The organism is Vibrio variabilis, from assembly GCF_003263785.1.
Taxonomy (GTDB): domain Bacteria; phylum Pseudomonadota; class Gammaproteobacteria; order Enterobacterales; family Vibrionaceae; genus Vibrio; species Vibrio variabilis.
In genome coordinates this window covers 137,500-150,745 of the sequence record NZ_JYJK01000078.1, presented here as the reverse complement: position 1 = coordinate 150,745, position 13,246 = coordinate 137,500, and the positions used below count along the sequence as shown (strand labels likewise).

Here is a 13,246-nt window from a genome sequence, read left to right as displayed (position 1 = left end):
TGCAGGCACTTCTTTTTATCTAGTGGTGTATCTTTCTTGGGGGTTAGATTGCGAGTTTGTCGCGTAAGTTGTAGTACGCCGCACCCATCGCCGTGAACGGAATCGCGAAGTGGCGACCACCAGGGAACGTGACGTGGGTAAGGTCGGCGAAAGCATCAAAGCGTTCAGCGTGACCCGATAGCGCTTCAGCAAGCAGTTTCCCTGCTAGGTGCGTACAAGTCACACCATGGCCGCTGTAGCCTGAAGGTAATAAATATTGTCGGCAAAAGAGCCAAACTGTGGCATACGAGAGTAAGTGAGTAGGAAGTTACCCGTCCACTTGTAATCAATGCCGATGCCTTTAAGTTGTGGGAAGATCTTTTCCATCTTAGGTCGAATCAAGCTTCAATGTTTTCTGGGTCACGTGCGCCGTAGACTACGCCACCACCAAACAGCAAACGTTTGTCGGCGCTTAGGCGGAAGTAATCCAGTAGATAGTTACAGTCTTCGACACAGTAGTCTGATGGCAGGATATCTTTTAACATCGCTTCTGACAGCGGCTCGGTTGCCACTACTTGGGTACCACAAGGGATCGCTTTGTTACTGATATTTGGTGCCAAGCCGCCTAGATACGCATTGCCTGCTAGGACAATGTACTTGGCTTTTACGCTGCCTTTTTCTGTGTGAGCGACAGGGTTCACGCCTTTTTCGACGCGAGTTACGCCAGATTGCTCAAATATTTGACCACCGAGAGCGGTGATGGCTGCCGCTTCTCCCAGCGCTAGTTTTAGTGGGTGGATGTGACCACCTCTCATATCCAGTAGCGCGCCTTTGTAAGCTTTTGTGCCCACTGCTGCTTCGACTTCATTGGCATCAAGCAAACTCAGTTTATCGTTGCCGTAGCGTTCCCAGTGCTTTTTATGCTCTTCAAGCCCTTTCATTTGCTTGTTGTTCAGCGCGGTGAACATGCCGCCTTGTTTGAAATCACAATCGATGTTGTGCTTGTCGATAAGGCCGCGAATGATGTCGCCACCCTCAAAGATCATGTCGCACAACGCTTTCGCTTGCTTCGCGCCATATCGGCTTTCAATGACATCCACATCGCGGCTGTAGCTATTTACAATCTGACCACCGTTACGACCTGTCGCACCAAAGCCAACCTTGGCATTCTCAAGTACCACAACTTTGAAGCCTTTCTCAGCAAGATGCAGCGCTGACGATAAGCCCGAGAAACCGGCACCAACCACGCAAACATCACATTCAATATTGTCTTGCAGTTGTGGGTACTCACTTACATTTGAGATTGAGTGAGCGTAGTATGAATCTGTATGTTTATTCATCATTCTATTCCTTGTAATAACGGCTTCGGGCTTAACGGTGGAGACGAATCCAGGTTGTTTTGGTTTCGGTAAATTTTTCAATAGCATGGATGGACTTATCGCGTCCGTTACCACTCATTTTGAATCCACCGAATGGGACGGTCATATCGCCCTCGTTGTAGTTGTTCACCCACACAGATCCAGCCTCTAATTGCTTAGCGACTCGGTGTACGCGATTGATGTTGTCACTCCATAGCGCTGCGCCCAGACCGTATTGAGAGTCGTTGGCGATAGCAATGGCTTCTTGTTCAGTTTTGAAAGGAATAACGCAAAGTACTGGGCCAAAAATCTCTTCTTGAGCAACGCGCATTTGGTTATTTACATTATCTAGGATGATAGGTTCGACGAACGCGCCTTTTCCTTCAACATCGCCGCCGCAGCGCACAACCGCACCGGCTTGCTCGCCAAGTTTGACGTAATCCAATACTTTGGCTTTGTGCTCGCGGTCAATCAGCGCGCCCATTGAAGAGGTTGGATCCATTGGATCTTTAGGCATGAAACGTTGTGCTGCACTGATCACTTTATCGATAAAGGCATCTTTGATGCTTTCATGCACTAGCAGTCGAGTGGCCGCCACGCACACTTCACCTTGGTTGTAGAAACAACCTGCAGCTGTTTCAGCAGCAGCGCCATCAAGGTCGGCGTAATCTTCAAAAACAATATTGGCATTCTTACCGCCCGCTTCTGCCCATACGCGTTTTAGGTTAGTTTCACCAGATGCGATCATGAGATGACCAGCGACACGTGTTGAGCCTGTAAAGGCAATACAATCAACCCCGTTGTGTCGAGCAAGTGCTTCACCCGCTTCATGACCAAAGCCAGTAATCACTTGGAATACGCCAGCAGGGATCCCCGCTTCATTCGCGAGTTTGCCTAAGAAAATGGCCGTCAAAGAGGACTTTTCAGATGGTTTAAGAATCACGCTGTTTCCTGCCGCCAGCGCAGGACCGAGTTTCCAACAGCCAATCCACAAAGGGAAGTTCCAAGGAACCACAGCCGCTACCACACCGATTGCTTGATGAGATACGAACGCGTGGACGTCTTTTTCGGTTGGAGCAACTTCGCCATATACCTTGTCGATCGCCTCTGCGTACCAACGAATGGACTTAGCCGCCCCCGGAATGTCTGTAGAAACACTGTGAGAAATAGGTTTACCCGTATCAAGGGTCTCAAGAAGTGCCAACGCTTCAACGTTCTCGTCGATAAGATCAGCAAACTTGGTCAGTACAGATTTTCTGTGTGCTGGAGAGCTTTGGCTCCATTCACCTGTTTTAAAGGCTCTTTTCGCGTATTCAACGGCAAGATCGACGTCGGCAGATTTACAGCGAGCGATGTTCGCGATGATCTCATCAGTGGCCGGGTTGACCACTTCAAGTGTCGTTTCATCGACAGCGGCTGTGTATTCACCGTTAAGAAAAGCGCGCTGTTCAATCACCTGCGCTTCTCGTTGTTCAATCCATTGTTGTTGCGTTTTCATACGCTCTCCTTGGTTACCTCAAGGCGCTAGAATGCTTTTGGTGTATGAGCACTTATCATTCTGCAAGCCTTATCGGAGTAATTAGTAAATTTGTGTGGGATAGTCGTGTCGATGACATAGGATTCGCCTTCTTTAATCAGATAGGTTTCACCGTTGTACTCCAGTTCGACTTCACCGCTCAATACGGTGCCGACTTCCTCTCCGTCATGCTTAATATTGGATGCTCCAGTGGTACTTTTAGGAGCGTATTCCTCTATCAAAAATCCAATTTCTTGTTTGTTGCTGCCGTTGTTAACCAGTTTCATTGATACCGTTTCACTGCCGATTTCAATCAAGTCTTCCGGCTTAATCACAACCTTTACTTCTTTGTTTTCTTGCTGCTCGAGAGTAAAAAACTCTGAGAGCGACAAGGAAAAAACGTTCACTATTTTTTGCAGAGAACTCACCGAAGGACTCACTTTGGCATTTTCAATGGATGAGATAGCGCTATGTGTAATGCCCGCTCGCTCTGCCAGTTCTCGTTGTGAAAGTCCGCGCTCTTTTCTTAGTTGAGCAATATTTTTACCAATTTGGTGGTTGTCCATGCATTCAGCCTCTAAATCATTGGGAAGCTGACATAATAAATTCTTTAAACAAAATTTGTGAGAAATGATTGTGTTTTGCTTCCCATTCTGGGTGCCACTGCACGCCAACAAAGTATTTTTGCCCCGGTAAGCTAAACGCTTCTATAAGACCATCCGGAGCTTTTGCTTCCACTTTTAGTACTGAACCGAGTTGTTTAACCCCTTGGTTATGAAGGGTATTAACATCAAACTTGCTGGTATCTTCCCATTTGGCATTCACCAGCCACTCCTTAAACACACCGTCACCTTCAACAAACACCGGGTGGGCTGGCGCGTATTTCTCTGTAAAGTCTTTCGACTCATTTTCACGGTGATCTTGATAACCTGACTCGTGTACCGCCGGATCTAAGCTACCACCCAATGCCACGTTCATTTCTTGAAAGCCGCGACAAATACCCAGACATGGAATGTTCATGTCTATCGCACGGCGAATCAGCTGAATAGATAGCTCATCACGCGCTTCATCTTTCTTTTTCTCTTCGTGACTGCCGTTATAGCGATGTGGCGCTACGTTAGAGTGGCTTCCTGGAAACAATAGTCCGTCACAGACAGCCAATACTCGATCCAACTCATCCGCTTCTATTACCGATGGCAGAATGATGGGCGTACCGCCAAAATCTTTCACCGCCTGGAGGTAGAACTCATTCAATGCCTGTATTTGATAGCCAGCGAGCTCTTTCTTACAGCTTACGAGTCCTATTATTGGTTTTCTTATCTCAGACATTGTCACACTCACGTTCAATTTATTTAACAAAAACCGTACAACTCATGTACAAAATTATCAACAGCATCGTTAAAAATAGATGCCAAATCGTGACCTTGATCTCTAATTTGTTCAAAAAAAGCACTAATTTAGCTCGATATATTGAGCAAAAGGCGATCAACTGTTACAAATTAGTTAACGTTTAACGCGGTATAAACAATCACCAAATTAAACAAAAGACAATAAAAACAATGATATAAAGTGATAATTCAGCCAAAACCCCTAATTCAAGCAAGGTTTTTGTGTTCAATTTGTTAAACACCTTAACTTTCACGTCAACGAAACAGGGTCACTAGGAGTAGTAAAGATGGATACCTATTTACAGGAAGTTAAAAATTTTCGACAAAACTGGCCAGAGATTCATTATGTAGACGTCATATTTACTGATCTCAACGCCACGCCTCGCGGCAAACGCATCCCAGTAGACGCCCTCGAAAAGCTCGCAAAAGGTGTCGCCCTCCCCCTCTCTACTATTACTCTGGATACCAAAGGCGCTGTTGTTGAATCGGCTGGATTGGGTGAAGATCTCGGTGAACCTGATAACTTGTGTTTCCCTGTCTCCGGAACACTGTTACCGACAGCGAAAGAAGGGACGGGTCAGGTATTGCTCTCTATGATGGAAGATGACGGCAAAACGCCACATCGTCTATTTATCCGCAACATTGTTGAACGTATGGTGGAAACTCTACACGCCCGAAATCAATTCCCTGTCGTGGCGCTTGAGCTTGAATTCTATCTTATCGATAAAGTGCGCGGCGAGAATGGGGAGCTGCAAACCGCCATCAACCCAACGAAGAATAAAAGAGAACGTGACACCGAAGTTTATGACGTCGATGGCCTTGATGACTATGCCGACTTCTTATCAGAACTCAATGCCGCTGCCGCCGAGCAAGGTTTAAACACAGCAGGCGCGCTAGCCGAGTCTGCACCAGGTCAGTTCGAAATCAACTTCAACCACTCTAAAGACGTACTGCGTGTTTGCGATGAAATCGTCTTCTCAAAACGCCTAATCAAACAAATCGCTCACAAGCATGGTTTTGACGCCACCTTTATGGCGAAGCCGTTCCTTGAAGAAGCAGGAAACGGTCAACACATGCACATCAGCCTCATCAACGAACAAGGCGATAACCTATTTACTAATAATGAGGATGACTCAGCGAGTCCAATGTTCTTCCAGACAATGGCGGCGATGTTATCCCAAATTCCGGACGCGATGGCGCTACTTTGCCCGAACGTGAACTCTTACCGTCGATTTGTACCTGGAGCTTATGTACCAACACGTGCAGATTGGGGGAAGAACCACCGAGGTGTGGCACTTCGCGTACCGATTAGCGATGGCAAAAACCGTCGTATTGAACACCGCATCGCTGGTGCGGATGTGAACCCTTACATTCTCGCTGCAGTAGTACTTTCCGCAGTATTAGCGAGTGATAACTATACCCAAGAACAGTGCCCACCAGCCCTAAGTGACAATGCCTTAGACCTGCCAACTCGCATGTCTGACGCTTTGACTCAGCTCGAAAAGAGCGAGTTAAGCAAGTATTTATCTGGGGAATTTATTGATATGTATCTCGCTTGTAAACGCAGTGAGCTGGCCGAATTTGAGCGCATCATTACTCCGCTTGAAATCGACTGGATGCTTCACTCCGCATAGCCAAAGGAAGGAAATTATGACAACGAAATCAGGTGTACTCACCCCACCTAGTAAATCGGGTAGCAAGCACCTATTTGTGACTGCGCTTGTTGCTAGCGTGCTGATAGGGTTTACGGCTCTGGGCTTAAACCACGCAGAAGGTGAGGCCTATGGATGGCTCAGCCTGCTACCCACCGCACTCGTATTAATATTCGCTCTGACTACACACCGAACCGTTGAAGCGCTCGTCGCTGGTACCATCGCCGGCGTATTGCTTCTTGACCCGACTCAAGTGGTTGAAAAATTCATTGGCATATCTATGGATGTGATGATGGATGGCACCATCGCTTGGATCATCTTGGTTTGTGCATTGATGGGCGGATTAATCGCTGTACTTGAAAAGGGTGGCAGTATTCTTAGCTTCAGTAACATGTTGGTAAGCCGAGTAAAAAGCCGTAAACAGTCAATGCTCATGACGTTCGTGCTCGGCCTTATTATCTTTATCGATGATTACCTGAATGCTATCGCTATTTCATCATCAATGAAGAAGGTGACTGATGGCTACAAAATATCTCGTGAAAAGCTCGCTTACTTAGTCGATTCGACCGCCGCACCAATCTGTATTCTGGTGCCAATTTCTACTTGGGCTATCTTCTTTAGTTCTTTGCTAGAGCCAATGGCGCTGCATCCGAAGGCTCGGGTATCGAAGCTTACATTTCGGCGATTCCATACATGGCTTATGGTTGGGTAACACTGGCAATCGTGGTTCTCGTTTCTTTGGACAAGTTGCCAAACCTTGGTGCCATGAAACAAGCCGAAGAGCGTGCACAACAAGGTCAAGTAAAGCCTGATGGTGCACAAGACATCGATTTCTCCGGTGAAGCACCACAAACGACATCACCCACTATGGGTTGATTAACTTCTTAACGCCAATGATCGTTCTTGTCGGCGCAACATGGTTCTACGGCATTGATCTACTGGCAGGTGTGGTCGTCGCTATCATCTTTACGCTCTGCCTGTATGGGTTCCAAAGATTGGTATCAATGAATGAACTGTTTGATTCGGTATTTGATGGTGTCAAAGTCATGCTCATTCCGCTTGCGACGGTGGTTGGCGGCTTCATGCTAAAAAGTGTCAACGACTCGCTTGGACTGACTGAGTTTGTAATAGAATCTGTCGCACCTTACCTTTCTGCACAATATTTCCCTGCGCTGATTTTCATCATCACTGGTGGTCTAGTATTTGCCTCTTCATCTTCTTGGGGCACATTTGCGGTCGCTATGCCGATTATTCTGCCGCTCGCCGAGCAATTAGGCGTGCCGCTTCATCTTACAATCGCAGCGATGCTGTCAGCGTCTGCAGCAGGTAGCCACTCATGTTTCTTCAGTGACTCGACCGTCCTCTCTGCACAAGGCTCAGGCTGTACAGCAATGCAACATGCTAAGACTCAGTTCCCTTATGCACTGATTGGTATCGTCGCCACTACCTTATTCTTCCTTGTCGTGGCTTAGCATCGCTTCGCTACGCAATTAAGAAACCAAAAGGGATGCCACTCAGCAGGCATCCCTTTTTTTGCTACACATTGCTTTCAAAACCCATTTGCTAAGTCATCAACCCCACTTCAAAACCCGAACCTCATTCCCCTGTTCCGGCTTCTTAGGAATATTCAACGACAACACCAACGACACCGCCGCCATTGCAGCACCAATGTAAAACACACTCGACGGTGAAATTAGCCAAATAAACCCAAACGACACCGGAATCACAACCGCAGCAATATGGTTAATCGTGAACGACACCCCAGCAGTCGAGGCCATATCAGCCGGATCAGCAATCTTTTGGAAGTAAGTTTTGATCGCCAGCGCTAACGCAAAGAACAGGTGATCAATCACATACAGCGCCGCCGCCCATTCAGCGGTTTGTACTAAGCCATAACCGACAAACACGAAAATCAGTCCAACGTACTCCACCATCAGCGCCTTACGTTCACCAACGATGCCAATAAATCGACCAATCTTTTTCGCGAATAAAAAGTTAAACAGGTAGTTAATCAAGAACAGTAAGGTGATATCAGACACGCTGTAACCAAACTTCTCGACCATCAAAAAGCCAGCGAATACTGTGAAGATCTGACGTCGCGCGCCACTCATAAATGTCAGGGCGTAGTACAGCCAATAACGCTTCTTGAGTACAAGCTTCTTGGTTTGAGGGGTATCTGTTTTAAATTGAGGGAATGCAAAAGCAATAAACAGCACCAAAACAAAACCAACGCCGCCAGAAATACCGTAAACCCATACGTAGTCGAGCTTGAAAACTTCAACCATCACCCAAAGACCTGCGTAGGTCAAAAGCGAGGCCAATGCACCCACGGAGATCAATTTACCGAGCACCTCTGGCGCCTCCTCCTTACTAAGCCATTGCAAGGAAAGCGATTGTTTAAGAGTCTCAAAGTAGTGAAAGCCAGTAGACATGATAAGTGTCGTGATAAGTAAACCTGCCACCGATGGGAACAAGCCCGTTATCGCGGTACCCGTAGTGAGTAGCAGCAGCGATATGATCATGAATTTCTGCTCACGGATGAACAGTAGAACAAAGACCGTCGTAAAGGCTAAAAACCCAGGAATTTCACGTACGCTCTGCAAAAGGCCAATATCTGAGCCGTCAAAGTTTGCTTTCTCAATAACAAAGTTATTAAGCAGTGCCATCCAACTGGAAAAAGCGATGGGCACTATAATGGATATAATAATGAGAAAGTTCTGCGGCGTTCGCCAAGCAGGTTCGGTTTTCGCTTGAGACATGGTAATTCCTTTGAAAGCGTTATTCATATATGCTCACTGACGGCCTGAAACACTGTGACAGGTATAAGCTGTAATGGAGTCTAATACTTTGACACAAATAAATACATTGAAAGTCACCACCTGCAACTTATGTAATTTTGTCAAGCCGCCCTTCGCTTTCTATGAAATGGAAAACATTTACTCCGAAAAGCAGTGGCAACAGAAAACCCATTGGTTGAAGAGCACATTACGTGAACTCAACAGTGACATCATTGCTTTTCAAGAAGTGTTTTCCATAGAAGCGCTGCGTGCTCTCACCAAAGAGCTTGGCTACGGATTCTTTGAGTATAACCAACTCCCTGCAATTGAAGCCGATTACATCTATTCCAAGCCTTCATTGGCGGTTGCCTCGCGTTTTCCCATAACTAAGCAGGCCAACCTGGCGCTATGTGAACCATTTAAAGGCGAATTCAGTCGACCGCCGCTGCATGTCTCGCTATCGATTAAAGGACTTGGCGACTTTGATCTTTTCAACGTCCACTTAAAGTCTAAGCGAGCGACCATAGACGGCGAAGATTCAGGTGACAACGTCACAGAGTGGCTAAATGAACTGGCTGGCTCTACGCTATCAAGTCAGCTTCGTCAGCAAGAAGCTCTATCGCTGCATGCTCAAATCGTCGGCCATAAGCGCGAGGCAAAACGCCCGTTTATCTTACTTGGTGACTTTAACAATGTGCTTACTGCGGATGAGTTTGCTCCCTTTCGCGCGCAGCAGCGCCACCGCAGACGTGACTCCCGCGCTGCCATCGCTCCCTATCACTTCCACGACAGCTGGAAGCTAATCCCCCAGGGTATCCCCGTTCGAGCTCAAGATGCTATCAAGCCACCTCGCAGCCACTACTATGGTGAATCTGGGCAGCGCATTGACCACATATTGGTCTCTAGTGAATTTGTCCCTGAATACGAACATTCGATGTACGAACTTATTGAGTATCAGCTTACCGATAAGCACATTGTTAACCCGACGTTTGGTGTCGATGATGTGGGCTCAGATCATGCCTTAGTGTCCATTACTTTCGAATCGCGACACTAACCTACCCAGCATCGAAAAATTGCTTGCTACAATTCGATAATTCAATTAGTTATATACGTGAGTATCCAACAACCTCGATACCCAACCCTACAAATAGAGACCATAGCGGAGCCGTCGATGAACGTATTTATTCGACCTACTGAGCCAAAAGATGCTGAAGGTTTGCGAGACCTGTTTTTGCAACCAAAAGCCATGCGAGAAACACTGCATTTACCCCACTCTACCCTCGCGATGTGGCAAGAGCGACTCAACAACATCCCGGTTGGAGTCTATTCGTACGTCGCAGAACTGGATGGTAAAATTGTCGGCAATATCGCGCTAACGCAGTCGCAACGCCCAAGACTGATGCACAGCGCTACCTTTGGTCTCGCCGTTCATGATGACTACCACGGGATGGGCATCGGCAGTCAACTTATCGAGACCGTGTTGGATTTAGCAGACAACTGGCTCAACTTATTGAGACTTCATATTGAAGTGAACACCGACAACAAAGCCGCTATTGCCCTTTATTCAAAATACGGCTTTGACATCGAAGGGGAAGCTCTGTGCTCCGCATTTCGAGATGGTGAGTATATTTCCACCTACTATATGGCAAGGCTTAAAGATCAGCAGTAGACACGACTTGCAGCTTCAAATAAAGGAAGTTGGTAAGTCTATCGACTTCGTTTTGTAAATGATTATTAACCAGATATCGCACATCAACTTGTTGATGTTAAACGACATAGTCTGCACCTGCATGCAGTGATAAAGTTGGAAGCAACATCACATCAGCATAAACATTGGAGCAGGGAAATGTGCAAGCATGGAACACTACAGCGTCAAAAAAGAAGCCTATTTATGAAGCTGTTAGGGGTAAGGGAGTGCTATGTCTGTAGCCATTGTGGACAGAAACTGCTTATTGGCTCAGAGCGGCTTACCCATCTCCTTTACCCGAATCAGATTGATGGGTTTAACAAATCTGACCCGACTCATACTTAATATCCTGTTCAACCTGCAAACAGACCTCTGCAGCAAGCACAATCCCTCTGACCATGTCCTCAAGCCGCATCGAAGGAGAAGAGGTTTGGTCATTCACTTGTTTCATTAAAGGAACATGGATGAAGCCTTGAGCAATCGACTGCCCCGTTAAATGATGTTGCAGTCCGTAGAACAAGTGATTGCAGACAAATGTGCCCGCACTGTTCGACACCTCGCAAGCAATCCCGTTTTTATTCAATGCTTGAGTAATGGCTTTGATGGGCAAGGTTGAGAAAAATGCGTTAGAACCGTGCTCTACAACAGGTTCGTCAATAGGTTGGTTACCCGCGTTATCGGCAATCCGAAAATCATCGACATTGATCGCAACACGCTCTGGGGTAATGGCGGTTCGCCCTGCCCCTAACCCAAGGTTGATCACCACATTCGGCTGATGCTCGGCAATCGCAGTTAACACGCAATCGATCGACTCATAGCGGGTCACTGGTACTTGGCAAGTGACAATCTCGCCGCCCTCAATCATCACACCTGAGAGCCTTTTGATGATTTCTAGTGACGGGTTAACCTCGTCACCTCCAAAAGGTTCGAAGCCCGTAACCAGTACTTTTTTCATCGGTTTTTATGCCTATTGTTGGTTTCTCTGTTTAACTTAGGTAGAGTACGCCACCAATGGTATCAGTCAAGCGATAGAAAACGATGAACATTGACAATGAAGTAATTGAAACATTAGAACAACTCGAGCAATTCCTGATCTTAGTTGAAAGCGGCGCGTTGGGTTTACAAGGCGTGGCAGGTATTGCACTGGCGACCTCTAACTCTGACGGTCGTCCATTTGTTGCTGTACTGAGTGACAAACATGAGCTATTACTCGGTCGCTGGGTCTCTCAAGATGTCTATGAAAATGGCAAAGACATGGTGCGCAACGGTCCACGTCGCAACTAATTATTGAGTACTAACTCGCTTTTGAAACCCAGCACCCGTTAATATTACTCGGCTGGGTTTTTTATTGTCTTTTCGCTCAGTTAATTACGCTCTGCTTTGAACTAAGCTGTGAGCCATACTACTGAAATTAAAGTGAAAAGTGAGGTTGATTCCACGTTTATTAGAACGGAATCGCAATCTAAGTGTGCAGCGCATTGTTCACCTTTATTCTCATCTATCCTTTTTTGCGATGCGGTCTTTCCGCGACGTCAGTAAACAAAGGATAATTATGAAAACACTAACAACACTTTCTATCGCCTTAGTCACGACCCTGCCTCTAAGCATATCTGCTCATGCAGAAGCTTGGGGATATGGCGACAACAATGGACCGAGCACTTGGGGCGCTGTCAGCGCAACGTGTGACAAAGGACAAAACCAAAGTCCCGTTGACATCGAAACCAATACACTCACCAGCGCCAAAAAACAGCCTCTTGCTTTCGACTATCAAGGGCAAGTCAAAAATGTCATCAACAACGGCCACACAATTCAAGTCAACGTTAGCGGCAAGAACACCCTTCATATCGACGATCAAGACTTTGAGCTCAAACAGTTTCACTTCCACACCCCTTCCGAAAACACGATCAACGGTAAATCGGCGCCATTGGAAGCACATTTTGTTCATGCTAACGAAAAAGGGCAACTTGCGGTGGTAGCGGTGATGTATCGAGAAGGAGAGCGAGAAAGTGCACAGCTAGATAGCATTGTTCATACTCTACCTGCAAAAGCACAAACCATCACGCTGGAAAAAGAGGTCAACCTAGATGACCTATTGCCGCGCGTAAAAGATTACTATCGCTACAACGGCTCACTAACGACTCCTCCATGCAGCGAAGGTGTGCGTTGGTTGGTACTACGTGATCCTCAGTTCATCCCGAAAAGCCAGCTGAAACGTCTGTCTAGCACCATGGGAGAGAACGCTAGACCGACACAGGCGCTCAATGCTCGTCTTATCTTAGAATAACTCTCGCCGTGCTCACTTGTGCACTGCCCGAGTGAGCACGCCTTGTTATCTTGATTCATATTTCTTCACACAAAAGGACGATTTGCCAATGATTTATGAGACTAACCTTCCATAAATACATTTTGACTCTTGGCAAAAATTCACTATTTGAAGTGCTTCAAAGTTTACCGTACGAAGACCATGTAACTTAACCGTTAAACAAAACCAAGAACATGTTGCAATGATGAGAAATTAAATAACATGCTATTCAACTGCATTCCCTACACACGCTTGTACGGTTAGCCTTTGAGTAACGGTTAGTGAAATTTGGGGGAAGTAGTATGCAGCAGTACGAGATCAACGTGTATGACTTGAGGTGCGAGGAGCAATCCATCGTGCTGAATATCGAATTTTCCGATGCGACCAAAGCCGATTTTATGTGGGGTAATATGCCAACCACGTCGTGTCGTGATTATATTTCCCACCTTGTTGTGGCGGGTAATGTGGTTGCCAAAAAATACATTACTGAAGACGAGCTAAGCGATATGAATCGCGCGTCACACTACACGCTTTCGATGACATGTTAAAGCGGAGCCGTGGGCTCCGCTTTCATCACTATTAAAAAG

At 46.5% G+C, this 13,246-nt stretch carries 11 protein-coding genes and 2 pseudogenes; 7 read left to right on the top strand and 6 right to left on the bottom strand.

Annotated features, from left to right (window positions below):
- Positions 1–43: 43 nt before the first annotated feature.
- From TZ48_RS13270 to TZ48_RS13255, 4 genes and pseudogenes are all read right to left on the bottom strand, one after another.
- Positions 44–1,319: pseudogene (locus TZ48_RS13270) on the bottom strand (NAD(P)/FAD-dependent oxidoreductase).
- Positions 1,320–1,350: 31 nt separating this feature from the next.
- A complete protein-coding gene (locus TZ48_RS13265; RefSeq protein WP_112479497.1) occupies positions 1,351–2,835 on the bottom strand; it encodes an aldehyde dehydrogenase in 1,485 nt (494 codons plus the stop codon).
- 26 nt (positions 2,836–2,861) lie between these two features.
- Positions 2,862–3,419: an HTH-type transcriptional regulator PuuR gene (puuR, locus tag TZ48_RS13260; RefSeq protein ID WP_042470741.1), complete on the bottom strand. Its 558-nt coding sequence runs from the start codon at positions 3,417–3,419 to the stop codon at positions 2,862–2,864.
- A gap of 16 nt (positions 3,420–3,435) precedes the next feature.
- Positions 3,436–4,182: a gamma-glutamyl-gamma-aminobutyrate hydrolase family protein gene (locus tag TZ48_RS13255; RefSeq protein ID WP_112479496.1), complete on the bottom strand. Its 747-nt coding sequence runs from the start codon at positions 4,180–4,182 to the stop codon at positions 3,436–3,438.
- A 346-nt stretch (positions 4,183–4,528) separates the two neighbouring features.
- On the opposite strand from TZ48_RS13255, the gene TZ48_RS13250 reads away from it, so the two are divergent.
- Together TZ48_RS13250 and TZ48_RS13245 are read left to right on the top strand one after the other, a co-directional pair.
- Positions 4,529–5,875, top strand: coding sequence for a glutamine synthetase family protein (locus TZ48_RS13250; RefSeq protein WP_112479495.1), 1,347 nt, complete (start codon positions 4,529–4,531; stop codon positions 5,873–5,875).
- A 16-nt stretch (positions 5,876–5,891) separates the two neighbouring features.
- A pseudogene (locus TZ48_RS13245) lies at positions 5,892–7,365 on the top strand (Na+/H+ antiporter NhaC family protein).
- A gap of 99 nt (positions 7,366–7,464) precedes the next feature.
- Here TZ48_RS13245 and TZ48_RS13240 read toward each other — a convergent pair.
- On the bottom strand, positions 7,465–8,652 hold the full coding sequence (locus tag TZ48_RS13240) for an MFS transporter (protein ID WP_112479494.1): 1,188 nt from the start codon (positions 8,650–8,652) through the stop codon (positions 7,465–7,467).
- 166 nt (positions 8,653–8,818) lie between these two features.
- On the opposite strand from TZ48_RS13240, the gene TZ48_RS13235 reads away from it, so the two are divergent.
- Both TZ48_RS13235 and TZ48_RS13230 read left to right on the top strand, forming a co-directional pair.
- Entirely contained in the window at positions 8,819–9,724 is a 906-nt protein-coding gene (locus TZ48_RS13235; protein ID WP_162674575.1) for an endonuclease/exonuclease/phosphatase family protein, read from the top strand.
- 117 nt (positions 9,725–9,841) lie between these two features.
- Positions 9,842–10,339 (top strand): GNAT family N-acetyltransferase, encoded by a 498-nt coding sequence (locus TZ48_RS13230; protein ID WP_112479492.1) that lies wholly within the window; start codon positions 9,842–9,844, stop codon positions 10,337–10,339.
- A gap of 334 nt (positions 10,340–10,673) precedes the next feature.
- On the opposite strand, the gene pcp is transcribed toward TZ48_RS13230, so the two are convergent.
- Positions 10,674–11,312 carry a pyroglutamyl-peptidase I gene (pcp, locus tag TZ48_RS13220; protein ID WP_112479490.1) on the bottom strand — a complete coding sequence of 213 codons (639 nt, stop codon included), beginning with the start codon at positions 11,310–11,312 and terminating at the stop codon, positions 10,674–10,676.
- An 83-nt stretch (positions 11,313–11,395) separates the two neighbouring features.
- On the opposite strand from pcp, the gene TZ48_RS13215 reads away from it, so the two are divergent.
- The 3 genes from TZ48_RS13215 (at position 11,396) to TZ48_RS13205 (ending at position 13,207) form a co-directional block, all read left to right on the top strand.
- The gene (locus TZ48_RS13215) at positions 11,396–11,641 is read left to right on the top strand and encodes a hypothetical protein (RefSeq protein ID WP_042494996.1); all 246 of its coding nucleotides are present in this window, start codon (positions 11,396–11,398) and stop codon (positions 11,639–11,641) included.
- A gap of 268 nt (positions 11,642–11,909) precedes the next feature.
- The gene (locus tag TZ48_RS13210) at positions 11,910–12,641 is read left to right on the top strand and encodes a carbonic anhydrase (RefSeq protein ID WP_112479489.1); all 732 of its coding nucleotides are present in this window, start codon (positions 11,910–11,912) and stop codon (positions 12,639–12,641) included.
- Between the two features lie 320 nt (positions 12,642–12,961).
- Positions 12,962–13,207 (top strand): hypothetical protein, encoded by a 246-nt coding sequence (locus tag TZ48_RS13205; RefSeq protein ID WP_042494984.1) that lies wholly within the window; start codon positions 12,962–12,964, stop codon positions 13,205–13,207.
- The last annotated feature ends 39 nt before the right edge of the window (positions 13,208–13,246 follow it).